The sequence below is a fragment of the Arthrobacter ramosus genome (genome assembly GCF_039535095.1).
GTDB classification, from domain to species: domain Bacteria; phylum Actinomycetota; class Actinomycetes; order Actinomycetales; family Micrococcaceae; genus Arthrobacter; species Arthrobacter ramosus.
Window position 1 is genome coordinate 884,224 of record NZ_BAAAWN010000001.1, and the last position, 26,574, is coordinate 910,797.

The 26,574-nt window shown below is 61.3% G+C and carries 23 protein-coding genes and 2 pseudogenes; 16 read left to right on the top strand and 9 right to left on the bottom strand.

Translation table 11 applies throughout. The annotated features are described in order from the left end of the window. Positions 1-91 precede the first annotated feature (91 nt). Genes ABD742_RS04230 through ABD742_RS24285 form a run of 3 tightly spaced genes read right to left on the bottom strand, consistent with a single transcriptional unit; the run spans position 92 to position 1,829 of the window. Complete coding sequence (locus ABD742_RS04230; protein WP_234749179.1) at positions 92-1,282, bottom strand: tyrosine-type recombinase/integrase; 1,191 nt, start codon at positions 1,280-1,282, stop codon at positions 92-94. Next, entirely contained in the window at positions 1,283-1,498 is a 216-nt protein-coding gene (locus tag ABD742_RS04235; protein WP_234749180.1) for a helix-turn-helix domain-containing protein, read from the bottom strand. Then, positions 1,404-1,829, bottom strand: a complete 426-nt coding sequence (locus ABD742_RS24285; protein WP_372460894.1) for a winged helix-turn-helix domain-containing protein — start codon at positions 1,827-1,829, stop codon at positions 1,404-1,406. Before ABD742_RS24285 ends, ABD742_RS04235 begins: the two co-directional genes overlap by 95 nt. Positions 1,830-2,009: 180 nt before the next feature. Between ABD742_RS24285 and ABD742_RS04240 the strand changes: the two genes are divergently transcribed. Beyond that, complete coding sequence (locus ABD742_RS04240; protein WP_234749181.1) at positions 2,010-2,543, top strand: hypothetical protein; 534 nt, start codon at positions 2,010-2,012, stop codon at positions 2,541-2,543. Here the strand turns inward: ABD742_RS04240 and ABD742_RS04245 are convergent. Together ABD742_RS04245 and ABD742_RS04250 are read right to left on the bottom strand one after the other, a co-directional pair. Further along, positions 2,497-2,820, bottom strand: coding sequence for an ArsR/SmtB family transcription factor (locus ABD742_RS04245; protein WP_234749182.1), 324 nt, complete (start codon positions 2,818-2,820; stop codon positions 2,497-2,499). The genes ABD742_RS04240 and ABD742_RS04245 overlap by 47 nt on opposite strands. A gap of 215 nt (positions 2,821-3,035) precedes the next feature. Then, positions 3,036-3,335 carry a hypothetical protein gene (locus ABD742_RS04250; RefSeq protein WP_344787257.1) on the bottom strand — a complete coding sequence of 100 codons (300 nt, stop codon included), beginning with the start codon at positions 3,333-3,335 and terminating at the stop codon, positions 3,036-3,038. Between the two features lie 627 nt (positions 3,336-3,962). Between ABD742_RS04250 and ABD742_RS04255 the strand changes: the two genes are divergently transcribed. Continuing rightward, complete coding sequence (locus ABD742_RS04255) at positions 3,963-4,688, top strand: hypothetical protein (protein WP_234749184.1); 726 nt, start codon at positions 3,963-3,965, stop codon at positions 4,686-4,688. After that, positions 4,688-5,806 (top strand): C40 family peptidase, encoded by a 1,119-nt coding sequence (locus ABD742_RS04260; protein ID WP_234749185.1) that lies wholly within the window; start codon positions 4,688-4,690, stop codon positions 5,804-5,806. Before ABD742_RS04255 ends, ABD742_RS04260 begins: the two co-directional genes overlap by 1 nt. Positions 5,807-5,952: 146 nt before the next feature. Here the strand turns inward: ABD742_RS04260 and ABD742_RS04265 are convergent, their stop codons facing one another. Both ABD742_RS04265 and ABD742_RS04270 read right to left on the bottom strand, forming a co-directional pair. Then, entirely contained in the window at positions 5,953-6,378 is a 426-nt protein-coding gene (locus ABD742_RS04265) for a hypothetical protein (RefSeq protein ID WP_234749186.1), read from the bottom strand. Further along, positions 6,365-6,778, bottom strand: coding sequence for a hypothetical protein (locus ABD742_RS04270; protein ID WP_234749187.1), 414 nt, complete (start codon positions 6,776-6,778; stop codon positions 6,365-6,367). The genes ABD742_RS04265 and ABD742_RS04270 overlap by 14 nt, the downstream gene beginning before the upstream one ends. An 86-nt stretch (positions 6,779-6,864) precedes the next feature. On the opposite strand from ABD742_RS04270, the pseudogene ABD742_RS04275 reads away from it, so the two are divergent. Further along, positions 6,865-7,573 (top strand): annotated as a pseudogene (locus tag ABD742_RS04275) (IS3 family transposase); the annotation flags it as partial. Positions 7,574-7,607: 34 nt separating this feature from the next. On the opposite strand, the gene ABD742_RS04280 reads toward ABD742_RS04275, so the two are convergent. Then, complete coding sequence (locus tag ABD742_RS04280) at positions 7,608-9,023, bottom strand: IS30 family transposase (RefSeq protein ID WP_376940441.1); 1,416 nt, start codon at positions 9,021-9,023, stop codon at positions 7,608-7,610. Positions 9,024-9,213: 190 nt separating this feature from the next. Beyond that, a pseudogene (locus ABD742_RS04290) lies at positions 9,214-9,908 on the bottom strand (transposase); the annotation flags it as partial. 381 nt (positions 9,909-10,289) lie between these two features. On the opposite strand from ABD742_RS04290, the gene ABD742_RS04295 reads away from it, so the two are divergent. The 12 genes from ABD742_RS04295 to ABD742_RS04350 all read left to right on the top strand — a co-directional run bounded on the left by ABD742_RS04295 (position 10,290) and on the right by ABD742_RS04350 (position 26,387). Further along, positions 10,290-10,577: a hypothetical protein gene (locus ABD742_RS04295; protein ID WP_234754828.1), complete on the top strand. Its 288-nt coding sequence runs from the start codon at positions 10,290-10,292 to the stop codon at positions 10,575-10,577. 12 nt (positions 10,578-10,589) lie between these two features. After that, entirely contained in the window at positions 10,590-11,978 is a 1,389-nt protein-coding gene (locus ABD742_RS04300) for a type IV secretion system protein (protein WP_344787261.1), read from the top strand. Then, the gene (locus ABD742_RS04305) at positions 11,971-13,467 is read left to right on the top strand and encodes an SCO6880 family protein (RefSeq protein ID WP_234754826.1); all 1,497 of its coding nucleotides are present in this window, start codon (positions 11,971-11,973) and stop codon (positions 13,465-13,467) included. The genes ABD742_RS04300 and ABD742_RS04305 overlap by 8 nt, the downstream gene beginning before the upstream one ends. Continuing rightward, complete coding sequence (locus tag ABD742_RS04310; protein ID WP_234754825.1) at positions 13,464-14,924, top strand: ATP-binding protein; 1,461 nt, start codon at positions 13,464-13,466, stop codon at positions 14,922-14,924. The genes ABD742_RS04305 and ABD742_RS04310 overlap by 4 nt, the downstream gene beginning before the upstream one ends. After that, positions 14,924-16,741, top strand: a complete 1,818-nt coding sequence (locus ABD742_RS04315) for a type IV secretory system conjugative DNA transfer family protein (protein ID WP_234754824.1) — start codon at positions 14,924-14,926, stop codon at positions 16,739-16,741. Before ABD742_RS04310 ends, ABD742_RS04315 begins: the two co-directional genes overlap by 1 nt. After that, entirely contained in the window at positions 16,728-17,237 is a 510-nt protein-coding gene (locus ABD742_RS04320; protein WP_234754823.1) for a hypothetical protein, read from the top strand. Before ABD742_RS04315 ends, ABD742_RS04320 begins: the two co-directional genes overlap by 14 nt. A gap of 159 nt (positions 17,238-17,396) precedes the next feature. Then, positions 17,397-18,461 (top strand): ArdC-like ssDNA-binding domain-containing protein, encoded by a 1,065-nt coding sequence (locus ABD742_RS04325; protein WP_234754822.1) that lies wholly within the window; start codon positions 17,397-17,399, stop codon positions 18,459-18,461. A gap of 55 nt (positions 18,462-18,516) precedes the next feature. Next, complete coding sequence (locus tag ABD742_RS04330) at positions 18,517-19,029, top strand: single-stranded DNA-binding protein (protein WP_234754820.1); 513 nt, start codon at positions 18,517-18,519, stop codon at positions 19,027-19,029. Between the two features lie 139 nt (positions 19,030-19,168). Next, positions 19,169-19,459 (top strand): helix-turn-helix domain-containing protein, encoded by a 291-nt coding sequence (locus ABD742_RS04335; RefSeq protein ID WP_234754818.1) that lies wholly within the window; start codon positions 19,169-19,171, stop codon positions 19,457-19,459. A gap of 647 nt (positions 19,460-20,106) precedes the next feature. Further along, the gene (locus ABD742_RS04340; RefSeq protein WP_234754816.1) at positions 20,107-21,603 is read left to right on the top strand and encodes a type I restriction-modification system subunit M; all 1,497 of its coding nucleotides are present in this window, start codon (positions 20,107-20,109) and stop codon (positions 21,601-21,603) included. Next, on the top strand, positions 21,600-22,820 hold the full coding sequence (locus ABD742_RS04345) for a restriction endonuclease subunit S (RefSeq protein ID WP_234754814.1): 1,221 nt from the start codon (positions 21,600-21,602) through the stop codon (positions 22,818-22,820). The genes ABD742_RS04340 and ABD742_RS04345 overlap by 4 nt, the downstream gene beginning before the upstream one ends. Before the next feature lie 141 nt (positions 22,821-22,961). After that, positions 22,962-26,387, top strand: coding sequence for a DEAD/DEAH box helicase family protein (locus tag ABD742_RS04350; RefSeq protein WP_234754812.1), 3,426 nt, complete (start codon positions 22,962-22,964; stop codon positions 26,385-26,387). Positions 26,388-26,574: the final 187 nt, after the last annotated feature.

The window sequence follows — 26,574 nt, forward strand, 5'->3', positions numbered from 1 at the left end:
GGAAAGACTCGCTATGGGGGCGACAACCGACGTATTAGGATCAAAAATCCACCGATCCACTGGGAATCGACGCGGATATCGGCTTCAGATCTTAAGGAGTGGGACCCGCGGGAGGTTCCCAGCTGCCAAACCGTTCAAGCGCAACAGTAAGGTCTGGGGATTCCGTGGCCTTGGCGATGTAGTGCTTTTCGGTAACGGCCGTTCCTGAATGGCCGAGTTGCGCAGCGGCATGTTTGGAGCTGTATTCCTTGTCGATGAGGGTTGCCACGGACTTTCGGAATACGTGTGGGGTCACCCATTCATAGGGGGATCCGGCGCGCGCGTCTCGCCACTGCCTGCGAAAGTTGTGTGGGCTGCGCACTGTTCCCGTTGATGAGGGGAACAACATGTCCTCGGGATGGGGCTGTTCCGTCGCGTGCTTGCGTTCGAGCGTATGCGCGGCGAACGGGGGAAGCTTCATGGTCCTGAAACCGGCTTTTGTCTTGGGATGGTCCTGCCGATAGGCACTTCGACCCCTTTCCATGACAACCGTCCCCGAGATTGTGATGGTTGGCGGCTTTGCGTCCAGATCGATGTCTTGCCACCGGATAGCAAGGACTTCGCCAATGCGGGCACCGGTTGCGAGGAAGATGTCCAATACATCAAGCAGGTCTGATGTCCGCGGCCGTCCCTTTTGGGCGGGGTCGTTCTGCCAGTCGCGGATGATTGTGCGGAGCTTTTGAACGTCTTTGACGGTGAGTGCTTTGACGTTCTTCGTGGCGAGTTTGATGGGTGCGACGTCGCGGATTGGATTGCTGTGGAGGGCGTCGTGCCTTACGGCTAGTCCGATGATTCCTGTGAGAACGATCTTTGAGTGGCGTGCGGTGGCCGGGTGGTCAATGGCCACGTTTTTCAAGAATCGGTCGAGGCGGCCGGTAGTGAGTTCATTCAGTCGCAGCCCGGATAGGGCGGGCGCGATGACACGGTTGTAGGTGTCTTTGTAGCCGTCGATGGTCCGGCGGCCGGCGCGGCCGTTGCTTTCGATTTCGGCGAACCACAGTGCGCTGAGTTCGGATAGTCGGGTGGTTCTGGAGATTTCACTGGTGTTAGGGGCTTGCCGGTCATGGAAAGAAGTGGTCAGGTTTCGCTCTGCGGCGGCTCCGGTAGTTCCCCAGGCCTCGGCGGTGCGAGTGACTCCGTCGGTGTCACGGTACCTCGTCGTGGCCCGCCAGCGGCCATTGGGGAATTTCTTTCGGTTGATTTTGCCCCAGGTTCCCAGTGGGAGCGGTGGTCTTGGGGACATCTAGGCTTCCAAGCGTGAGGACAACCACGAGTTGAAGTCGCTACGGCTGATTCGGAGATGTCTGCCGATTCGGTAGGCGCGAGGGCCGAGGTGCTTCACGCGCCACTGGTAAAAGGTCTGCTCAGGAATCTGCAACTGGGTGCAGATGTCCTTCGGGGTCAGCCATTGTTCTTCGGCAGCTTCTGTCGTGATGCTGCGTTCTGGCGTCGTTGTCATCTGTGTCTCCGTCGCGTCCGCGGGTTGATCGCTGGCAGAAGGGCCAGCCATGTTCCTCGTTCATGGGAACGGACGAGCTAGGCGGCATGACGGTGTTGTGGAAGCTCGCACCCAGGTCATTGATTTGACCCTGGACTCGTTCGGGGGAGACATCAAACTCCCCGGAGGATCGTTGCACGAGACCAACCCGATGAAGCAAGTTGAGATGGCGGCGGATGGTGGACGACGAAGTCCGCAGTCCATTGGATATTTCCGTGCACGTGGTCGGTCCGTTTCTGACCAGGAACCGGACGATCTGGCTTCGCGTTTTATTCATCAGGATGTTCGACATTGAGACCAACTGCCAGAGTGTTGATGAAGGTTGTGCTGTAGACGGGTCTACAGCAGCAGGGTACGCCGTCCGAAGTCTTGATGGAAGAGACCCGCAGTAAGAGCCACTTTTGATTGCCCGGGCATGCCACCCACGGAATACTGGGACACAGCAAGATTCCGGTTCGAGCGGAGCCGGCCAGTGCAGGCAGCTGACGATGAGGAGCGGGTAATGCGGGAAGATGGGGCACGGCGTGGCGACTCGTTGTCTCCCCAGGCGCAACTTGCCCGCCGTCTGAATCTGTTGCTCGACGTCGTTGTTGCCGAGCGCGGGAATCCGGTGACTTTCAAGGAAGTTCAGGCGGAACTTGCCGCCAGGGGCATCAAACTCTCTCGCGCACGCTGGTTCTACATGAAGGAAGGATCCGGCCGACTGGTGACCGACCCGGTCCTCCTGACCGGCCTGTGCGACATCTTCAATGTCGATCCCTCTTATTTGGTCGGCAGTGACGACTCGCTGCCGGATCGCATCGACTCGCAGCTTGAGTTCGTCAAGTCGCTGCGTGCCGCCCGGGTCAAGTCTTTTGCTGCCCGGACGTTGGGTGATGTGTCACCGGAAACGCTGCGCGCGATCTCGGAGTTCCTCAACAAGGACATCGGCCTCCATCCTGAAGGGGAGCGCGCTGCGGCTACTCCTCCAGCAGATACTGAAGGTGAGCCGCCAGCAGTTCCTTGATCCGCTCAGGGTTGGCTGAGTAGCGCGGTGATCGGCCGTGCCTCCGGCCTGGTTCCACATCGACGACGATCGCCCCAGACTCCTCGAGGGCCAGCAGGTGTTTGGCCACGCTGGGTTCGCCGGCGCTCACCGCGTCCACGATGTCGCCGCGGGTTGCCGGGCCGTGCGCTGAAAGGTACCGTAGGATTTCGTTCCGGGATCTGTTGCCGAATGTCGCGACGGCAGCCTCGACGTCGGCCGACCAGGCGTCGTCGTGAGGCTGGGTAATCCGTGGCATGGATCCATTCTGGTCGAACTCGTGGAAAAAAGTAAGTCTCGCAGTCTTGACGATACTTTAACTATTCTTGACAATAGTTTGTATAGCTTTATTGCGATTGTGGGTGGTGTCGCTTGCAGACTGCTACCCGTAGGTCCCGGGGGAGCCCGCGGCAGAGTTACTGGAATCTGTTTGTCGAAGCGGTGAAGACCATGAGTGTCGATGCCAGGGCGAATCTAGCCCAACAGAAACAACCACCACCAACCACTATTGATCTGTCTCTGAACAGGCCTCCCGACTCTGTGCAAGTCCCGGTTGACCAGATCATGGTGGCAGTTGACGGGGTACGGCGGTATGTCGTTTCCCACCTGTCCCGGATCGGCCGAGCGTGCGACGTCGACGACGTCATGCAAGACATCCGGGTGGCTGTATGGGACGGAGTCGCCCGCGGCCACTACCGCCTGCTCCCCGGCGTTCGCTTTGAGGCGTGGGTACAGGGCGTGACTGCCAATGTCTGCGCGGCGCATATTCGTCACGAGCTATCCCATCAGACGCTGCCGCTCCTCATAGAACCGGCCGACGACGACGGTCCGGCTTCTGCGGATGCGCTCGCGGTTTTGGGCATCGAACGAAATTGGGACAGAGGAGCTGAGAGTGTTGTCGACCAGGAGTGGGCGCGAACAATTGTCGCCCTCACCCACGCCAGCGTGCATGAGGGGATTTGGGAACTTGCCTTAGACAGCCTCAACAGTCCTCGGCGGTACGGACCGCCCTCGTCACAGGACCGACGTAGATGGCATGCGGTGACAGTGGTGCGCCAGACGGCGCGGACTGTTCAAAGGGCTCTGGAGGTTGAGCCTTCTGAGTTACAAAGCATCGATGACGTCTGCCAGCACGCTGCTGAATGCTTGCCGACTACGGTGCTGCGCCGAGTCGCAGCAGAAATTGTTCGTCGCGATGTTCATGGGCCGGGGAGAAACCGAGCCCTGCAATCCTTGGCCGCCGAGCTAGGACTTACCGAACGCTATCTGGCTGTGCAAATCGGTTTCGCTCGGCGGCTGTATCAGGCGTCGTGGAGGATTCTCCGGAATGGAATGGCGCCCGCCTGCTGAGTCATGTCGTGAGGCCGTCCTGCTCGCAATGAAAGCGATGAGGAGGCAGACATGAGGCTGTTGCCGAGGCGTATCCTGCTGGGCTCAGTGAAACGGCGGTCCTGGTGGATCGGCGTCCTGGCAATTCTGAGCGTAACGGGGGCAATGTTCATTCTTGGGCTTCCCATGGGCGGGACCCGAACGGAGCCCATTCCGGCTTCGACGACGGGCCCGGCAACCACTGGTCCGGCGGCGTCGTCGACCTTCTCGACAGTCGCATCGCCGACGGCAGCTTCCGCGGTGGAAACTCCACCCGCGATCGGCGCACCACGCACAACGGACTATCGGAGGCTCGCTTCCGCGGCAGCCACGGCGATTTACACCTGGGACACGCGAACGGCGTCGTATTCTGAGGTCTACTCCCGGCTCCGCGACTGGTGGGACGTTCTGCCGGACGGGTCCAACCCCCTTACGGTATTTGTGCAGGAGTTCGAAGCAACCGGCGTCAACGCGGGAACATATACAACCTTGGCGGGGGAGCAAGCGCGCCGTTCGGCGACGGTCCAGTCCCTTGTGTGCGACGGCGATTTGGCCAAGGTGCGCGACCACCCGGCGCCCTGGGTTGGCCTCCACGTGTGCACAGCCATTCTGAGCGTTGTGGATCAATCGAACTCGGACCGCAACGCCTATGCAGCTCCCGTGAGCGTCATGGTGAATTGTCCGCCGGCCACTACAGCCCCGATCGATCATTGCGTAGTCGTTGGCTTCTACGCGACGCCGAGCAGGATCGTCTACTGATGCCTGTTCCCGCGGTTCTGACCGGGTTGGCGAAGCGCCGAGCTATTCTGCGGGCATCGACGGCCGCGGTTATGGCACTGACCCTGATCTGTGCCTTGGCGTTTTGCGCTGGTGTGGCAGTGTTTGCCGCCAACTCGGCGACCACTGCTGGCACTTGCTCGCTCGGCGCGATCGCCGATGGCCAGCCGCCATCGGATGGAACCAGTGGTCTCGAGATTCAGCCACACAGCGAGGCGCCGGCCACCCTGACGCCCGCACAAGTGTCAGTTGCCCGGACTTACATTGCAGTCGGAAAACAAATGGGCGTGCCGAGGGACGGCCAAATCATCGCGATAATGATGGCCCTCCAGGAATCCGGACTAAGAGTCCTGGCGAACACAAACGTTCCCTCTTCGCTCCTGTTTCGGCATGACGGAGTCGGCAGCGACCACGACTCTCTTGGCACCGCACAGCAACGTCCGGCCGCTGGCTGGGGGACTGTCGAGCAGCTGATGGATCCCAGCTACGATGCGCGAGCTTTCTATGGCGGACCCAGTGGTCCCAACCATGGCACTCCGCCAGGACTGCTCGATGTCCCCGCTTGGCAATCCATGGATAGGGGTCGGGCTGCCCAAGCTGTTCAGGTATCGGCATTCCCTGAGCTGTACGCGCGGTGGGAGCCTGAGGCTACGGCAATCGTTGGCGCGCTCGCAGGTGGCACCGCGCCAGCTTCTTGCGACAACCGCCCGAGCAACTCGGCCCTGCCGGACAGGCCTACCAGTCTGAGCCAGATCCGGAAGGACATCCTGAACTTCGCTCAGGAGGGGTTGGGTGGGGCCTACGTGTGGGGTGGCGCCGCGTTCAAAGCGTGGGACTGCTCAGGCTACGTTCAATGGATCTACAGGCAGGTGGGGATCAACCTGCCGCGGGTGGACCAGTGGACCATCGGGCACAAAACGGACAGTCCGCAGCCAGGGGATTTGGTGGTGCAGAATCCGCAGGGGTCGAACAACTGGGGCCACGTCGGCATCTACGCGGGCAACGGGATGATGTACAGCGCGCTGAACCCGGCTGCTGGGACGTTGTTGCATCCTGTCGATTGGAACACTGGCACGGCTTATTTTGATCTCACTCACTAAGATTTCGGGGGTAGCAGCGGCAGGACGCGGCTGCCTTCGGCGGATGAGCGCGGGGGTCTGGTCGACGGTGCGCGTCTGATTCTCGGCTAGACTCCGTGGCGGTCTCTAACAAGAAGCCAAGATCAGTTCAGCCGTTCGAGTTTCTATCAGTCTTGTGCTTCTGGGTCGTACGCTTGCACGGCGGGATCGCCAATTTTTACATATGAGTCAGCTGCGTCCAGATCTTGCTGAACTCTTGTCTCATCAGTCCGTAGAGTTTCGATTCTTCGAGTTGGGGCAGCCAACATGCTCGCCATAGACAACGACGGGTAAAGAGACCCGCCTTTGGTTTCGATCGTTCTGAATGTTCGAGCCACACAGAGCTTTTCTTGAACCTCGATCACCTTGACAACCGTTTTCATAAGCTCCACAGAGCCGATGACCTCCCCTGTGTCAGGGTCGCGAATGTCTGACCCTCTCGGCCGAAGAATCTTAAACCTCATGCCGATCTCCACCCCGTGTTCGCTGCCACGGTTGATCACCAGCTCATGTTCGGTCATGATCTGCGCGACCCGGCCTTCAATTCTGGACATCTACGAACGTCTCCTCGTTTTGTTGACTGGCTAACTGCTGGGCGGCAGGGTGGAACTCCACCCATATTTCTGCGGACTCTATGAGTCCTTCTTCCACGTAACTGGCATGGACACTCAGCAGCCCGATTGCTTTCTTGAGTTCCGCTGGCGGCCTTTGATTCTCAAAGGCAATCTCCGCGAGAGTTCTCATATCTGCGGCTCGATCACGTAGTTTCAGCAGCTTCCTGAACGCAGTTCGAGCAAGACTGGGATCTGCTCGACCTGTTTTGCTGAACGTAAACACGCTGAACCCTTGGAATATCGCTGCCACGAGCGTCAGAAGTGCGCTTTGCGCGGGATCTGGCGGCGCCTTGCTTTGCCCAAGAAAAGCAAGCAGCGCTGTGGTGGCCAGACCGACCACGAAGAACGTGGATCGGGACTGCTGAAGGTTTGATTGACACTTTGACCTGTGAGGATTTGATCCTTGCGGGTGGAAGGATGTTCATCATGCCCAAAGCCTTTCCCGAAGAGTTCCGCCGCGATGTCGTCGCGGTCGCCCGCAAGGGCGAAGCGCCCATCACCCAGATCGCCAAGGACTTCGGGGTCTCGCCCGCTGCCCTGCACCGCTGGATGAAGATCGCCGACAGAGAAGACGGCGTGAAGTCCGGCGCCGTGTCCGATGACGCCGCGAAGCTGCGGGAGGCCAATAAGCGCATCCGGCTCCTGGAGCAGGAAGCCGAAGTCATGCGCCGTGCCGTGGCCTATCTGTCCCGGGACATCAATCCAAAAAAATGATGTACCCGCTGGTCCGCGAGCTGGCTGCCAGGGACGCCCCGATCAGGGTTCCCGTGGCAGTGTCCTGCGGGTACTGAATTTCTCCAGACAGGCCTACTACCAGTGGGCCGCCAACCCCGTCCCGGCCCGGGACTGGGAAGAAGCGCATCTGATCAACGCCGCCATCGATCATCACCGCGACGATCCTGCCTTCGGATACCGGTTCATCGCCGATGAGATCAACGCCGGTCCCGGTCCCGTGGCCAGTGAACGCCGGATCTGGCGGCTGTGCTCGGAGAACGGCATCCTCTCGGTGATCCACCGCCGGCGCCGGTCCGGGCTCAAGGCCGGCCCTCCGGTCCACGATGACCTCATCGAACGGGACTTCAGCGCCACGGCACCGAACCGGAAATGGCTCACGGACATCACCGAGCACCGCACCGCTTGGATTCCAGCAGTCGTCGCAACACGTGTGCTTACGAGGTTTCCAGTAAAGCAGCCATCCGTTCGGCGGGCGTGTCCCAATCGAGCGACTTTCTAGGGCGATCATTGAGCTCGTGGGCGACGTTAGTGAGATCGTCTAGGCTGTGCCCGGCCAGGTCGGTGCCTTTGGGGAAGTATTGCCGCAGGAGTCCGTTGGTGTTCTCGTTGCTCCCGCGTTGCCAGGGAGACCCGGGATCGGCGAAGTAGACGTCGAAGTTGGTGGCATTGCTGAAAGCTCGGTGCTCAGCCATCTCCGCGCCCTGGTCCCAGGTCAGTGTTCCCCGCAACGAGGCGGGGAGGTGTTGGACCGCGGTGATGAGGGAGTCGCGGACCGCTTCTGCGGTGCGTTCCCGCCCGAGGTGGCCGAGCATCACGAAGCGAGTGGACCGTTCGACCAGGGTTGCGATCGCGGATCCGCCCAGCGCGCCGATAATGAGGTCGCCCTCCCAGTGGCCGGGTATCTCCCGTGATTCGACGGCATCTGGCCGCTGGCCGATCGCGTTCATCGGATCGATGAAGCGGGGGCGGCGAGCATCGGGCTGCCGATGTCGTTTACGGGCGACGCGACCGCGACGAAGTTGCTTGCCGAGCTCTCGCTTGAGCTCCCCGCGGGCGTGGACATAGATCGCCTGATAGATCGTCTCAGTACTCACGCGCATCTCCGGGTTGGTCGAGAAGTCCTTCGTCAGCCGGCGACTGATCTGCTGCGGCGACCATTTCTTCGTCAGCTTCGACTGAACGTAGGAGCGAAGGTCATCGTTAGTGAGCAACTTAGGCTCTCGCGGTCTTGCTCGCCTGCTGACCGAGAGCCGGTGCGCGGTGTGAGGCAGGTAGCCCCTCGTCGAGACCGTGTTGCGGCTCAGTTCGCGGCTGATCGTCGATGGTGATCGGCCCATCTCAGTCGCGATCCGCCGCATCGACAACCCGGTGCGGCGCAGGTCCTGGATTCGCTCACGGTCGAGAAGACTGAGGTATCGGGGATCGATGACCTTCTCCACGATATTGAGGTCGACGCTGCCGCCGATTGCGCGGGATCTTCGTTCAGGCACCCTCCCATTGTTCTGCTCTGGATAACGCACCACACGTCCATCGGGATAGACCCTGCCACGGCTGATGATCGTGATGCCCTTGTCCCAGTCCGTTGCTGAGCGAGCGTCCGCGCCAACCCGGGCTCTGGCCTCAGCGCGGGTGAGCCCTGAAGCACGCAGTCGCAAGAATTCCTCACGCCGCGGGTTGACCTTGCGAGCCTCGCTCGTAGAGACGCCCGCCTTCCGCGCCCAGGCGTAGGCCGTCGGCCGATGGATGCCCAGTTCGCGTGCAACGGTCGAGATGATCTGCCGCTCGCGCACCAGTCGGAGGAACTCGGCCTTCAACTCAGCCGGATACACCCGCGGTGTCGCGCGCTGCATCGTCAAGCCCGTATTCCGCAGCCAGTTGTATCCGACGTCCTCGTGGACACTGACGCCGCGTGCTGCCGCGCGAACCGTCCCGCCCCGATCGAGCAACCGGAAGAACTCCTCCTTCTGCTCCTCGGTGTACTTCTTTCCAGCCATCACCACACCTTCCATTAGGTGTTGCGACGACTGCTGGAATCCAAGTTGTCGTATGCTCGGTGATGTCCGTGACCCAGAGCTCGTTCGGCGACAGGCGATGGAATTTACGGTGCACGAGGTCATCGCTGGTGGCGATGCCCCGCAGGCGTTTGACCTTGGCCGGCCCGGGTAGGCCGGCAATTCCGGCCAGGCTCATCAGCTCCGCGACCAGATGCTCGCTGACGCGCACGTCCATGCCCCGTGTCAGTTCGGCATGGATCCGGCGGGACCCGTAGGTGCCGCGACTGGCGGTGTGGACCTCCCTGATGAGCCCGGTCAGCCATTGCCGGCGCATCCGGGTCGGTGACATCGGCCGGTTCCGGTACTTGTAGTAGCCGGGACTGCTCACGCCCAGCAGCCGGCAACAGACCTTCGCGGGGAACCCGGCACCGGCAAGCTCGCCGATCACCGGGTGGATCCTTTTGGGTCCGGCCGGTCCTCACCGAGCAGCTTCGCTGCACGCTTGAGGATTTCCACTTCCGTTTCCAGCTGCCGGATCCGCTTCCGCGCTTTGGCCAGCTCGGTGCTCTCCGGCGTCGTCAGTCCTGGGCGTTCGCCACGGTCGATCCGGTCCTGACGGACCCAGTTATGAAGGCCGCCCTCGCTGATGCCCAGTTCGGCGGCCACGCGGCTGATGGGTTTGCCGGCCCGGACCAGGGCGACCGCCCGTGCGCGGAATTCCGGTGGATAGGGTCTTGGCATGTCTGAAAGCCTCTCAGCGAGAGCCCAAAACTCAAACCATTTCGGGTAACCAATCCCTGGGGCAGGTCAAGCTGTCAACTAAACCTTCAGCAGTCCCATCCCACGATGGTGCGCCAGTGACGAATCAGAAACAGCCACGCCCTGTTCAGCCATGGAGGAGTTGAGCGCTTTTCGATTGTCACCAGCCAATGTTAGGCCATGCCGCGATCTATTTCGGCTCAAACGTCAGCATCGGCTCGTGTAGACCCGTCATTGGGCGAAACGAGACGACCAACTCGTCGATAGCTTGATTGCCGTGTCATGTCGCTCCACCACCTCCCCTCCATGAAGTCGTGAGCCCACACAGCTCATTCCTCTGGAAGTCGACGGACGGAGAACTCGATGTTGCTGGTAGCGGTGGATCCCGGGATCACCCCGAATCCTAACTTTCCCTTTCTTGCCTCGCTGAAGGAGATCGGCGGCGGCATACTGGTCGGGGCCTTCATTGTCATCGCAATCGTGGCAATCGTTGGGGCGGCAATGCTCCTGGCAGGCAAATTGAGCCAGTCGTCTCGGCTGGCCTCCGGCGGTGGCATGATCTTGCTGTGGACTGGCCCGGTGGCTGCGATCCTCGGCGGAATCAACGGCTACATTCTTTGGTCACAGTCGGCGTTCCCGCTCGGATTCTAGGGTCGATCCGTCATGCCGGTTCAGTGTGACCTGAACGGATGGTGGCCGCCCGGGTGTGGCCTCGTCTCTCAAGCGAATGATGGTTTCCTCGGAGCTGTTACGGCCCTTTTTGCGAATATTCTCCAGAACATCGCTTCATGGATCTGGTCGTTCATCACGGGAGCCTTCAGTGTCTCGAATGTTGATGATTCGCAGTGGATTGCAGTGCAGGGGCTGACGAATTGGTGGGTAGTCGTCATGATGACCCCGCTCGTCGTGGCCATGATCCTTCAGCTTCTATCGGGCCTGATCAGCCAACAGCCCCGCCGTTTGGTGAGGGCGCTGGTTGGTGGTGGGGCTGCGGTTCCAATGGTGGCCGGTGCCGTTTACTTGGTTCGCCAGCTCACCCACATCGGCGACTTCGCGTCGCAAGCCATCCTCGACTCCATGGGGACGGATCCCTACGTGGTGTTCATGCGGCTCTTCGGTTTCGAGCGGGCGCCAGTCGGATCGGGCCGGGATTGGAACGTTGTGTCGTTGGCTCCAGGGTCGAGCAGTGGCGCAGCCGGGGCAGTGATCGTCACGGCCATGGCCGTCATCGTTGTCTGGATATTGGCCTTCATCCTCATGTGCTCGATGATCTTCCGGTCTTTCGCGCTCATCGTGCTTGCCGCCGTCGCTCCGGTCGCTCTCATGCTCATGCCGTGGGAGAAGACGAAATCCTGGGCACGACGGTGGTGCGAGATCGTCGTCGCACTGCTCCTCGCCAAGCCTCTGGCCGCGACCGTTCTGGCGGTCGCCATCAAGCTCTTCGCCGAGTCGAAGTCTTTCGCTGGACTGGCTGCCGGCGTCGTGGGAATGACGCTGGCGTGCGGCGCCCCTCTGATGGCTCTACGGCTTGTAAGTTTCGCTGGCGGGGAGCTGGCGGCGGCTGCCCAAACTGCCGGTGGCGGTCACATCCTTTCTCGCAGCTCCAGTTTCACTGCAAGGCAGATCAGCCGACAAACGGGTGGCCGATTCACGCTCGCTGGCATGGCTGCCCGTTCGTCGATAACTCGCCCGATCCCCTCGAGTCGCCCGCAATGTCCGACGACCACGTTGCCGCACAAGGTGCCACTTCCGGGAACGCCGACTGGCACGACGGCGTCGCGACCTTTTGTCGGAAGCGGCTCTACCTTAATGCTCGACGTCGGCGGGTCAGTTCCCGGTCCGGCGTCGCCTCTGGCACGGGGCGCCAGTGCGTCGCCAGCGACGCAGGCCCATGGATCAACTCTGGGCATCATTGAGGATCAACCGCAGCCTTCGGCGTCGCGTCCTTCGTCTGTTCCTAATGCCTCTGCATCGATAGCACCGCCGGTGCCGCCATCGGTCCGCTCGCAAACGATTGTCCAGCCCCCGAAAGGCGGTGATTCCCGTGTCTGAAAATTCACGCACTCTCGAGGCCGTCAAGTTTCCTCGCTACGAGCGTCGCGGCTTGTTCATGGGCTTGAAGTGGTACCAGTTGCTCTTGCTAGCGGGCGGCGTTCTCGTGGCAAGTGTGGCTTCAGCGGCGAACGGACCGGCCGGACTATTTGCATCGGGACCGATGTGGCTCGCGCTGATGCTGCTTGGTTTGCTGCAGTACTCTCGGATTCCTTACCCGGTATGGGCCAGCCACGCCGTCTTGTTTTTCTATCGATCGGTCGCCAAGCAGACGCGCTTCTTCGTGAGGCCTGAACGGGCGGTCCTGGTCGGGCGTTTATCATTGCCCGGCGGATTGGGAAACCTCGAGTTGCGTCGAACCTCGCGGGGCGAGTCCTTCATCATTGACGCCCCGGGCAAGGAGGCCCTCGCAGTACTGCGGTGCAGCACGCGCTCTTTTGCGCTCTTGGACACCGAAGATAAGGCCTGGGCAGTGCAGGCCTGGTCCCGTGTTCAGGCAGGTATGGCGCAGCGCAGCAATGTCGCGAGGATTGCCGTCCAGGACTACACGGTTCCGTATCCGTCCAAGGCGCTGCGTGACTTCTACGAACACGCCGTGCCGCATCGGATTGGAGACACAGGAGAACTGACCTGGGGCGAGTGTTCGTATGAGGATCTGATTTCTGCAGCTGGGTCGGCCATGAGCCACGATCTGCTTCTGACTCTTGTCGTGGACACGGCCAAGGCCCGGCGCCGGATCAAGGAGTCTGGAGGGGGATTGGTCGGCGTCGAACGTGTGCTCCGTTTGGAGGTGGAGGCCATGACCACCGCACTGGGAACACACAGCGTCAAGGTCGAGGGTTGGCTCCCCGAGGACGGAATCCTTGACGTTCTACGCGGCGCCTTCGACCCGGCCGCCGTCGCCGTTCCCGCTCGGACGTCGGCGAAAGTTGGCGCGCACCCTGACTCCGAAAGCGATTCTGAGTCGAAACTGTCTTCAGGCCCGATGGCCGTCGAGGAGCACTGGACTTATGTGCGCACGGACTCCGGTTTTCATCAAACGTTCTGGATCGCTGAGTGGCCGCGGCAGAAGGTCTTTCCGGGCTTTCTGCATCCGCTGATCTACGTGGGAGATTTCCGCCATACGGTGACTGAAGTGATCCGGGCAGTGCCCACAACTGAGGCGCTGCGGGATATCCGTTCTGCCCAGGAAGCCCATGAAACCCGGCGTCGAATAAACACAAGGTTCGACAGGCCCCTCACGCGTGAGCAAAAGGCAGAAGAAGAGGAGGTGGCCCAGCGGGAGGAAGAGATCGTCGCTGGCCACGGTGATGTGCGGCCCGCGGCGTACGTCACGATCACGGCAGCCACGCTCGAGGATCTGGCGAGACACAGGCAGGAACTTGAATCGGCGGCTGCAGGGGCCTTCGTTGAATTGCGGTTGCTGGCCGGGCAGCAATGGGCGGCCTTCGTGGCCGGTGCTCTTCCGTTCGGGAGGGGGCTGCGATGAAGCGGACCATCCAAAATGTTCAATACCTGCCGTCGGGTGGGAATCGGCGGCAAAGGAAGGAACGACGCAGGCACGAAATAGCGGGGGAGAGCGGACCGTGGTCGTCGGCCCTGCGGAGCTTCGGAGAGAGCGTCGACGACAGGCTGGACGGTAACGAACGCAGTGGGGACTGGGGGAGCCGGGAACCGAACTCTTTGCGTGGCCCGCATCGGCTGCGTCCAGTACCCCACCGCGCTTCCACGCTGACGTTTGCTGCGGCCTATCCGTTCATCACTGAATCGGGGCTGGGCCATGAGGGGACGTACATCGGAACGGACGTCTTCGGGTCTGGAGCATTTTCCTACGATCCGTGGATTCTCTATGACAAGGGTGTCATCAGTGGCCCGTCGATCGTTGTCATCGGCACCGTGGGCACTGGCAAGTCCATGTGCGGTAAATCGTTAGTGGCACGGTCGATCACACTGGGGCGGAAGGCGGCTGTAGCGTCTGATCCCAAGGGCGAATGGGTTGCCGTGGCCAAAGCTGTTGGCGGCAAAGTCATTTCTGTCGGCCCCGGCCGCTCAGCCCGCGTGAACCCACTCGACGCGGGTCCGCGTTCCAGCGCCCTGACCGACGCACAATGGCAAGCCGTCGTCCGTCAACGCCGTCGCTACCTACTGGTGGCGTTGGTGTCCCTCATGCGGCAGGGGATGCCGCTCCGGCCTGTGGAGCATACGGCGCTGGATATGGCGCTGGTGGAGACTGTGGCGCAGAACTCGAACCCGACGCTGCCCATGGTGCTGGATCATCTGCTGAATCCGTCGAGGGAAACGATCGGGCTCGTGGGCAGGGACGGCGGATCGGCTGTCAGCCACTCGCTGCGACGCACAGTGTCAGGCGACTTGGAGGGCATGTTTGATGCTCCTTCCACCGTGGCCTTCGACGCCGATGCACCCATGATGGTGATGGATACCTCCGCCTTGATCGGCGCTTCTGAGCAGGCTTTGTCCCTCGCCGCAGCGTGTGGGGCGACCTGGCTTGAGGCAGCAGTCACCAATCCCGACGGCGGTAAGCGGCTGGTGGTGTACGACGAGGGTTGGCGGATGCTTGCCGATCCCTACATGCTGGCCAAAATGAGCGAGCAGTGGCGACTGGCCCGCACCTACGGGATCGCGAACCTGCTCATCATGCACAAGGTTGCTGACCTCAACGAGATCGGCGATAGCACCAGCGGACATCGTCAAAAGGCCCTCGGGCTCCTCACCGAGGCCGACACTCGGATCATTTACCGGCAAAAGCACGACGCCATGCGCCTGACCAAGGAAGCCCTCGGCCTGACCGAAGCCGAATGCGAACACGTGGAAAACCTTCCCAAGGGTGTAGGGCTCTGGAAAGTCGGAAACCGCTCCTTCATCGTTGCCAACAGGGTCACCACCGATGAGCTCGAAGTCTTCGGCACCGACGACCGGATGATCTGATGTTCACGCACCCGCGCGCAGGAAACACCAGCCCCCTCATCAACGCCGGACTCGTCACACTCTCCGGCTTCGTGAGCCTTTCCTTCATGGTCCAGGGAGCAGCCCGCCTCGTCGTCACTTGGCGGTGCGGCACCGCGCCGCAGTCGCCCCCAAACCCGGCGGCCGCCGTCGGACTCCTCACTGGCCGGATCGATTGGATCGTGCGCCGAACTCCCGACTGCGACGTCGGCGCCAGCGATGTCTGGTGGTTGGTCGCCCCGGTAATGGTCGCGGTCGCCGCGCTCGCGGTGAGTGGGATCTGGGCTTGGCGAAGATGGAAGCAATCCGGTGCTTGGCTGCGGCAAGAGATCTTGAACCGGGATGGCATCGCGCGCCGCTCCGAGATTCTGCATGACTTCGGGGCCAGGGCCGTTCGGCGGCGCGGGAAGTTCACCCGTCCCGCGCTGATCAACCCGAGTATTCAGGACCTTTCATGGACACTTGGCCGCTCCCGCGGCATCACGATTCACGTCTCAACAGAAGAATCGATGGTGATCCAGGGGGCACCTCGTTCGGGTAAGGGACTCTACGTGGTGATCAATGCCATTCTGGACGCCCCCGGCGCCGTGGTGACGACGTCCACCCGGGCCGACAATCTCGTTGTCACGATGAAAGCCCGCTCCACGGGTGACAGGCCTGTGACCGTGTTCGATCCGCAGGGAATGTCCGGGCTACCATCCACTCTGCGCTGGTCACCGGTCCGGGGCTGCCAGGACCCGGACATGGCCACACGCCGGGCCCTGGTGATCACCGCCGATACGGAGATGAAAGGTGAAAACGCAGCGTGGCAGAAGCGCTCACTGATCGTCCTGCAGTGCCTGCTCCACGCGGCGGCATTGTCCGGAGAGGGCGTGCGCGCCTTCCGCCGTTGGTCCTCGAGTCCGGTGCTTGCCCGTGAGGCACTGGAGGTTCTCAGCCGTCCGGGGGCTGCACTGGGGTGGCAGGCCGACCTGATGGGAATCCTCGAAGACGATCCGAGGAACACGTCTAATTCCTGGATTGGTGTCTCGGCGGCCGTGGCTCCATTGTCCTCGCCCAAGGTGTTGGCTGCGCTGGACCCTCAGGACGAGTCGGAGGAATTTGATCCGAAGAGCTTCATCCGTGATCGCGGAACGCTCTATCTGATCGGCACACGAGCAGGTGCCGCCGCGGCAGGCCCGTATCTGTCTGCGCTGATAGACGACATCGACTATGCCGCCCGGGAAATGGCATTCGTCTCGCCGGGCGGTCGGCTTGATCCGCCCTTGTCCTTGATCCTGGACGAAATCGCCAACCTTGCCCCCTGGCCGGGTTTGCCGATTGCCTTGTCGGACGGTGGTGGAATCGGCATCTCAACACTCGTCGTGCTGCAGTCGCTCTCCCAGGCCCGAACAGGGTGGTCCATCGACGAGGCCGCCACTATTTGGGATTCGGCCATCATCAAGGTGATTTTCGGCGGGGGCTCCGACGAACGTGACCTCCGCTCGCTCGCGGGACTACTAGGGGAGCGGAGCTTGACCCTGAACACCCGCTCGTGGTCGTCGCAAGGCCGTCAGGACGGAGAGCAGATCCGCGAGAGCCCGGTCATCGCACTCGATGAGATCCGCCGCCTGCCGGCCGGCACGGCCCTCATGCTAGGCCGACGCACCAGACCAATCCTTTTGGACCTGCGCGAATGGCACAAACGCAAGGACGCAGCCGAACTTGGACGCTCCAAGGCAGAGACCGAACGCGCGCTCACCGAAGGGCACAAGCTGAGACAGCAAATAGCCGAAGGAACCAGCGATGGGGAACTATGACGACGTCGAACACTTTGACATTCCCTCAGCGGGAGCGGACGACGACGAACTGACAGCCGAGCTGTTCCGCTCGGCCTTCCGCGCTCCAAGCGGTTCGCAGGGCACGACCTATCGATGGCGGGACATGAGCCCTCAGCAGGCCGAAAGCGTCTGGGCTGCGCTCGCAGACTGGGTGAGATGGCTGGTTGCGACCTATCAGCTGACGACGTCCGTGGTGCCCGATTGCTGGTGGAAGCACCCCGAGATCGTTGCGGAGCTCTACGCCCTGCAGCGGGCAGAGCAGGCGTCGTACGCCACGGACGATGCTGGCTTCGGACCCCTGGCCTTTCACGAGCGGCTCCCACACGCCGTCGAACGCCTCAGAACCCACACCCGGACGGCCGGCTGCGTCGGCCTGCAGACGCACAAAGAACCCGCCCCAAGAGTCCTCACAGTTGATGGTCCGGATTTCATCGGGTGGCAGACAGCTCACCACCAACTCGGGTCCGAGTTCTGAAGTCATGCCGTCCGGGCGCCACGGGACATGAACAGACATCCGCGTTTGCGGATTCCAAGAGGCATGGAGGTGGCTGTCGTGGCTCCAAGAGGTGAGGGCGTATCGCCTTCCGGGACGCAGGATGCTGCGCCCGCGTTTGGCGAGCTGGGCAAGGCGCGAATGACACCTGAGGAACGCATCACTGTCCTGACCGATGGCCTCCACACGATCCTGGAACAAGCCGTTGAATCCCCTTCCCACTGGCAGGTACTGCTGGACGCTTCGGCCACACTGTGGCGATACTCCGGCGGGAACGTGGCCCTCCTCATGATGCAGATGGCACAGCGCGGTACCGACGAACCCACTCTCGTGGCGGGATACAGGGAATGGGAACGCCACGGCCGCACAGTTCTGAAAGGGGAGCATGCCCTTTGGGTGATTGCGCCGCGCACTGCACGTATGCAGGAGTTCACACTGCCCGATGGGACTCGGCAGCGGATACGCGTCGGAGAGAAGGTTCCCCGTGGCGCCGTCGACGACGGAAAGAAAACGGTCATCACTGGTTGGCGAGGACAGGCAGTCTTTGATGTCTCGCAAACCCAAGGGACTCCGCTGCTGGTGCCGCGGGACGGAACCGGGTCCGGCATCGACGCCTCAGAGCTCTTCGGATCGTTGGCAGAGGTCGCTCACCGGCATGGCTTCGAAGTCCACGTCGACTCGGCCCAGTACGGTCTCACCAGCGGTTATACGGATTTCGCCAAGAACCGCGTCCAAGTGGGCGCGTGGCTGAGCGCTGAGGAGCGCACCGCGGTACTCGCCCACGAGCTCGGGCACGTACTGCTGCACGGCCCGGACGACGCCGTCGGGCAGCTTTACGGCAGCAGTGCAGATCACCGCGGGCTAGCCGAAGTCGAGGCCGAATCTGTCGCCTACACGGTTCTACGGGCTCATGGGATCGACCGCGGACCACAATCGGCTTCCTACCTTGCCGGATGGGCAGACGCCGTCATCGAGACCGAGAACGGGGCCCGCAAACTTCCTATCTCCCGCGTGGATATTGCGAAGTCGGTGCTCGGACGAGTCACAGCCGCATCGAAGGGGATCCTCGAAGTCACTCATCCACCTGGGTTCGGTGGGAAGGTTCTCGCCATCGAAGCCGATCCACTGCTCAATCGATCCTACGTGGGCGTGGCGCTGCCCGCGCCGTCTGTCGATGGGCCCACAATCGCAGGTCCTGGAGTTTGACTCCAATTATCTGTCCGGCGGGAGAGTCCCGTTGGCACCGGAAAGGGCAAGAACAATGAGCACAAGAATCCCGATCAGCATCGCCGGCAACCTCGTCGCTAACCCTGAGCTCACCTACGGCGAGTCCGGAGTGGCCCATGCCAAGCTGCGCGTCGCCGTCAACCAGCGAATCCAGGGAGCTGACGGAACCTGGCAGGACGGTGAACCTGTCTTCCACAACGTCTCGGCATTCCGTGCGCTCGCAGAGAACGCAGCAAACTCGTTGAAGAAGGGCGACCCCGTTACCGTTGCCGGCGAGCTTGAATTCCGTTCATACGAGAAAGACGGCGAAAAGCGAGAGGCCCGCCGGATCGTTGCCGACACGATCGGACCGGATCTGCGCTTCGGTACCGCCGCCTACCAGCGCTCGGCACACACGGCGGTTTCTGGGCCGGAGGCTGGCATTCAGGTTGGCCCTGAGGTCTCGGCTGACGCGGAGGCCGCCTCTCCGGTGTACAACATTGCGACGAAGAGCCCGGTTGTGGTGCCCCCTTTCGGGGCAGCGGCGGGGAATGAGATGAGCTACTAGCACAGGCAACTCGTCTGGATGGGTGATGGGACCGGGCACGGGAACAACTTTGCTGTTTTTGAGGGCCGAGGAATGTGTCCGGTCTCAGCATTGCTGAGTCCCGACGTGGGAATTGCGGGGTTGAATCGGAGCATTGGGTGTGCTTACTCGAATTTCACAAACTCCGCCGCGTTGGAAAAAGCGTCGCGAGCAGGTCGGATCGAGGATCCGCGAGCTTCGTATAGGGCAAGAACTCACCCAGGAGGCATTTGGACTCGAAGCGGGGCTGAGCCGGGTCATGATTATCGGCATCGAGCGGGGAAAGAAGAGCATCGCCTACGAACGAATCTGGGACATCGCTGACGTCCTCGGGGTGGATGTAACGGATTTCTTCTCCGACCCTTCCAGCACCCCTTCTACTGAGCCTCACCGCCGGGGGCGGGTCAAATAGTAGTACGAGGAGCAGACTGTCCACCGATCCCGGCGTGAAATAGGAAGTCACCACATATCCCGAGCACCATAGGGGTGACAGGAAGTCCTCCTCATGTCGTGATCGGAGAAGCGGCATGCCCGCTTGATGTTTTACGCTGCGAACGCCCAAGCAACGGGTCATCCGAGGCGCGGGGAGAATATGAAGACTCTCCACGTCCAGCGCAGGAATTAGCGGCGGTAGAGCCGCCAAGCTCCCAGGAGGAGGTCGAGGCCTGCTGCTCGTTCCCGGTGCCGCGTCCGGCGAGGTCAGCAGCGACCAGCATCAGCGGGAGTTCTTTGGCGATGGATGAAGCGACGTGGAAACAACATTGTGCCCATGGCCGGCCGGGGACTGCGCTGCATCCAGGTCGGTGGCCGGGGTTTGGCGTATCGGGTTATCGGATCTGGATGCCTACATTGAAGAGGCATGCCGGCGGACCGCGGAGAAAATCTCCAGCGGCGACTTTGCCGGGTGGGCGTCCCGGAAGTCTGATGGCCGGTGGCCCTGGTCCTCGGAATACGGAGTACGGCGCTGAACCGACAGGACGCACCATTCGTTGACCGGAAGGTTCCGGATGGCGCCGACTGCGGTCGAGGCCCTCGCAGACCCTCCCATAAGATGAACCAGTGATAACAGGCGAAATCAAATCTCAGGTAGATAAGGTCTGGAACGCGTTCTGGACCGGCGGCATCTCCAATCCGTTGGAAGTGATCGAACAGATCACGTATCTGCTCTTCCTGAAGCGGTTGGATGAGAACCAGACGCGGGCGGAGAACAAGGCCAACCGCACAGGAAGACCGGTCGAGAACCCGGTCTTCCCCGCGGGCATGGACGAAAAGGGGCGCTCGTACCAGGACTTCCGCTGGAGCAAGTTCAAGAACTTCTCCCGCGACGAGATGTACATTGTCTTCGCCGAGCACATCTTTCCGTTCCTGCGCACCGGGCTGGTCCAGCTGGCCAACGGAGATGAGTCCTCCTACGCCCAGCACATGAAGGACGCCCGATTCACCATCCCCAACGCCGGTCTGCTGGAAAAAGTTGTCGACATCATCGATGAGATCCCTATGGACGAGCGCGATACCAAGGGTGACCTTTACGAATACATGCTCGGCAAGATCGCCTCGGCTGGAACGAACGGACAGTTCCGGACGCCCCGCCACATCATCGATCTCATGGTGAAAATGACAGCACCCCAGCCGGTCGAGGCCATCTGCGACCCCGCCGCCGGCACCGCCGGGTTCCTCGTCCAGGCCGGCGAATACCTCCGGCAGAACAACCCAAACCTGCTCACCAACGCCGAACAGAGCCGGTTCTTTCACCACAGCCAGTTCCACGGCTACGACTTCGACAGCACCATGCTCCGCATCGGGTCCATGAACATGCTCCTCCACGGAGTGGAAAACCCGGACATCACCTACCGGGACTCCCTGGCCGACCTGCACGGGACGGAGGAGGAACAATACGACGTCATCCTCGCCAACCCGCCATTCGCCGGCAGCTTGGACTACGAGAACGTGGCCAAGGACCTGCTGTCCCTGGTCAAGACCAAAAAGACCGAGTTGCTCTTCCTTGCTCTGTTCATAAGGCTGCTTAAGCCCGGCGGACGTGCGGCGGTGATCGTGCCCGACGGCGTGATGTTCGGCTCGTCCACGGCTCACAAGGCACTTCGGAAAATTCTCGTCGAGGATCACAAGCTCGACGGCGTGGTCAAACTCCCCTCCGGCGTCTTTAAGCCCTATGCCGGGGTTTCCACCGCGATCCTGTTCTTCACTAAGACGAATTCCGGCGGCACCGATAACGTTTGGTTCTACGACGTGAGCTCGGACGGGTTCAGCCTCGACGACAAACGCACCCCTCTCGCGGTCTCAGACCTCGACGACGTTTTGTCCCGATGGCAGCTGCGGACAACGACGGAGGGCGACCGGGCACGCACCGACCGATCCTTTCTCGTGCCCAAAGCTGAGATCGCCGAAAACGGTTACGATCTTTCCCTCAATAGGTACAAAGAAGTCGAGCACGAAGAGGTCGAATTCAAGACCCCGACCGACATCCTGGCCGATCTTGACGTTCTTGAGATTGAAATTGCCCGCGGGCTGTCAGCGCTAAAGGGTCTCCTCAAGTGACCACGCCAACACTGGTTGAAATCCTGAAAGAAGCAGTTGAACCGCCGCCGCTTGTAGCGCTTAGCGACGCAACGGATTTCATTTTGGATGGAACGCACGGATCACCGGAGCGCACAGATGGCGGCGTTCCCGTTCTGAGTGCTCAAAATGTGAACGGTGGAACCCTTAGCTTTTCATCAACCAGGTTCACGTCCCTGGCTGAACTTGACGCTTTTCGCAAGAGACTCGACCTGAGAAATGGCGATGTCGCTCTAACCATTGTGGGTTCGATTGGGCGCGCTGCCGTAGTGACGGGCGTGGTACCTGCAGTTTTTCAACGAAGTGTGGCTTTCTTGCGACCGAAGGCCGGCCGCACGGATAGCCGATACTTGTATTGGGCTTTTAGTTCACTTTGCGTGAAGGATCAACTCAGGAAAGCTACTAATACCTCTACCCAGGCTGGTATATATCTGGGACGCCTGAAAGAAGTTCTAATTCCGCTACCGTCCATTGACGAGCAACGGCGCATCGCGGCTATCCTGGACAGGGTCGACGAGATACGCACAGTGCGCCGCCAGGGCCTCTCCCGTCTCGACGACCTGGCGTCTGCTATCTTCCTTGAGATGTTTGGCGATCCGGTCAGCAATCCACGAGGGCTTCCGTGTAAGCCTCTGCCAGCGATCGGCCATCTTTACAGTGGGGGAACCCCCTCTAAAGCTGATCCTGAAAACTGGGCTGGGAACCTGCCTTGGTTCAGCCCCAAAGACATTAAGCGGGATGATTTATTTGATTCTGCGGATCACATAGACGACGACTTACCGGCTAGGTCGTCGTTGAAACGACTCCCCAAAGACACGGTGGTCTTTGTCGTTCGAGGAATGATTTTGGCACATACGTTCCCGGTCTCCGTCATCCGAGTCGAATCCACCGTGAATCAGGATATGAAGGCTGTGATACCGAGCGAATCAATCGATGCGGACTTTTTGGCAACATGTTTGCGAGTACAAGCAAACCGTGTCCTGACGCTCGTCGATACTGCTGCACACGGAACTAAGAAACTGGATGCAAGGGCCCTTTCCAACATTCCGATTCTTGTGCCCGGGTTGGAGGCGCAGGCTGAATTCGCCCGGCGTGTTGCGGCCGTCGCGGAGATCAGGGCTCACTATAAAGCCCAGCTCGCCGAATTGAACGCCCTTTTCGCGTCTCTCCAGCACAGCGCTTTTAATGGGGGACTCTGATGAGCGAGGTTGCCGCAGCCACGACTGACTCCTAGGTGCCGATTTGGCCGCTCGAGGGTTTGGGCTGAGACACGTGTTGCCCGGCCGCGTGCAGGGCAACATCGTTTAGGCTCCAGGGAGAGGATCAACAGAGGAGTGGCATTGGGGGATGTAAACAGCAACTTTGCTGTCCTGCAGGCGGAGTGGCCGGGTATTGCGAAGGAAGCGCGGCTTGCCGAGCTGTATGCGCGGAAGGACCCCCGTTCTTCATTGCTCTACGCGCGTCGGTCCGTCGAAGCGCTGCTGGCCTGGCTTTATGACGCTGACGACTCGCTGACTTTGCCTTACAAGAGCGATCTCAACGGCCTGATGTCGGAGCCAACGTTCAAGCGGCTCGCGGGCGAGACGATCGTGAGCAAGTTCCACATCATCCGCAAGGTCGCGAACAGCGCCATCCACACCAACGCCTCCATCACCGTCCAGCATTCTGAGCAGACCATCCGGGAACTCTTCCACGTCTGCATCTGGCTGGCGCTTCGCTACACCCGTGATCCCGCGAACCGCCCGGACCCCGCAGCCCCCTTTAATGGTGAATTCCTCAGCCCGCAGCCAAGAGCAGGCGTTCCGGCCGTCTCGATGAAGCCCCGCACTGCTGACCAGACTGCGAAACTCGCCGAAGAACTGGCTACCAAGGATGCGGCGCTGACCGCCCAGAGGCAGGACAACGAGCAGCTGCAGTCCCAGCTCGCGGCGTTGCGTGCGGAGATCGCCCGGGCGAAGGAAGTGAACAAGAAGCTCCCGGACGGTCACGACTACTCTGAAGCCGAAACCCGGGTCTACATCGATCTGTACTTGGGTGAAGCCGGATGGGCACTGGACAACGCCGAGGATCGAGAGTTCGAAGTCCACCACATGCCCACCCACGCGGGGCCCACCGACGGAACCGGGTTCGTGGATTACGTCCTGTGGGGATTCGACGGCAAGCCACTCGCCGTCGTCGAAGCCAAGCGGGCAGCCAAGTCACCCTACGAGGGCCAGCAGCAGGCCAAACTCTACGCCGACGCGTTGGAGGCGGAGAAGGGGCAGAGGCCGGTTATTTACTACAGCAACGGCTACGAGCACTGGCTCTGGGACGAGGCCTCCGGCTATCCGCCCCGGCCTGTCCAGGGCTTCCACACCCGGGACCAGCTCCAGCTGATGGTGGACCGCCGAACGACCCGGAAACCCCTGGCCACGGCGGCCATCAATACCGAGATTGCAGGCCGCAGCTACCAGCAGGCGGCCATCCGGGCCGTAACGGACGCCCTGGAAACGGACAAGGAACGCAAGGCGTTGCTCGTTATGGCGACCGGCTCGGGCAAGACGCGGACCGTCGTCGCGCTCTCCAGCTTGCTGATGCAGGCGAACTGGACCAAACGCGTACTGTTCCTGGCCGACCGCGTCGCACTGGTGGACCAGGCCGCCCGCGCCTTCAAAACCAATCTCTCCGGATCGTCCCCGGTGGTGCTGGGCCGCGATGTGGAGGCGGACAGTCGCATCCACATCGCTACCTATCCGACGATGATGAACCTGATCAACGAACGGACGGACGACGGCAAGGTCCTGAAGCAACGGTTCGGGATCGGCCACTACGACCTGATCATCATCGATGAGGCCCACCGCTCCGTGTACCAGAAGTACCGCGCCATCTTTGAGTATTTTGATGCGTATCTGGTGGGTCTGACCGCCACCCCGCAGTCCGATGTGGACCGCAACACCTACTCCCTGTTCGACATCGAGGACCACGTCCCGACGTTTGCTTACGAGCTGACGCAGGCCATCTCCGACGGCTACCTCGTACCGCCCCGGACCGTGTCCATTCCGCTGAAGTTCCCGGTCGAAGGCATCCGCTACGAAGAACTCTCGGAGGAGGAAAAGGAGGAGTGGGACTCCGCTGAATGGGATGAGGACGGAGAGATACCCGACGCCGTGGACCCGGCCATCGTGAACACTTGGCTGTTCAATGCCAACACTGTGGACAAGGCGCTCGAGGCGCTGATGGTCCGGGGGCATAAAGTCGCCGGGGGAGACCGGTTGGGGAAGACGATCGTTTTCGCCAAGAACCAGAAGCACGCGGAATTCATCGCGGAGCGGTTCAACATCAACTACCCGCAGTACGGGGGCACCTTCGCGAAGATCATCACGCATAGCGTCAACTACGTCTCCACCCTGATCGACGCCTTTGCCCGCACCGAGGACAGTCCACACATTGCCGTGTCTGTGGACATGCTGGACACCGGGATTGACGTGCCCGAAGTGGTCAACCTGCTCTTCTTCAAGGTGGTGCGCTCTAAATCAAAGTTCTGGCAGATGGTCGGCCGCGGGACAAGGCTTCGGCCGGAGCTGTACGGGCCGGGCGAGGATAAGCAGGACTTCTTCATCTTCGACGTCTGCCAGAACGTTGAGTACTTCAACGCCGAGCTGCCGGGGTCTGAAGGGTCCTTGGGACAGTCCTTGGCGCACCGCAGCTTCGCCGTCCGTGCACAGCTGCTGGTCGAAGCCCGCGCTGCCGGGCTCGACGGCGACTTCGTGCCGGCACTCCAATCCGGCCTTGTCGGCCAGGTAGAGGGGTTGCCCCGCGCGAACTTCCTCGTGCGACCGCAACTGGAATGGGTGGAGAAGTTTGGCAAAAACGACTCGTGGACCGCCCTTGGCACGCAGGACCTGACAAACCTGCAGACCAAGCTGGCCCCCTTGGCAACGCTGGCTGCCGCCACTGACACGGAGGAAGCCAAGCGCTTCGACCTGCTGATGTACCAGGCGCAGCTGGCTTCGCTGAACTCTGCGGCGGCCGTGGAGCCTTACCGCAAGAAGATTGTCGAGATTGCGTCCGCCCTCCAGGATCAGCCGAACATCCCCGCCATTGCGGCCCAGATGGTCCTGATCCAGTCGATTCTGGAAGGCGAGGAGTGGGGCCAGGTCTCGCCGCAGTGGCTTGAGCTGATCCGGGTGCGGCTGCGGGGGCTGGTGCACCTGATCGAGAAGAAGCGTCGCAGGGTGGTCTACATGAACTTCGAAGACACTCTCGGTGAGATCGTGGAAGGTGAGCTGAAGGGGACCGTGACCGGTTCGGTTGATCTGGCCCGGTACCGCGAGAAGGCTCGGATGTACCTGCAGGGCTTCCTGGATCACATGGCAATCCATCGCCTACGCCGAGGCTTGCCCCTGACCGAGACGGACCTCGCTGAACTTCAGCGCATGCTGATCGAGAGCGGAGCGGGCTCACCCGAGGAACTTGAAGCCGCCACTACACAAGCCGAGGGGTTGGGGCTGTTTGTCAGGTCCCTGGTGGGTATGGACCGTCAGGCTGCCTTGGATTCCTTGTCCGAGTTCGTGGGGGACAAGACCCTAAACGCCAACCAGCTGCATTTCGTTGACATGATCGTCCAGCAACTCACAGAGAACGGCGTCGTGGACGTCGGTGCGTTGTACGAATCTCCCTACAGTGACGCTGCCCCCGCGGGGCCGGAGAGCTTGTTCCCGGAGGCGGACGTGGATCTGCTGGCCGCGGCGCTTAACCGAGTGCGCATCTCGGCGATGGTGGGGTAGCGACAGTTAAAGCCGCAGTAGCTGTGGATACCCCTGAGGATGGTCCCCAGTTGTGGGGGAGCGGAACGACGCTGCGCACGCCGAAACCAGCGCTTCCACGAGCAACACATCGGAACTTGAAAGAAGCCTGTTGGTCTGGCATTGAGGGCAAGAGCCAGATCCACTGCTGACCAGAGCAAAACCGTCC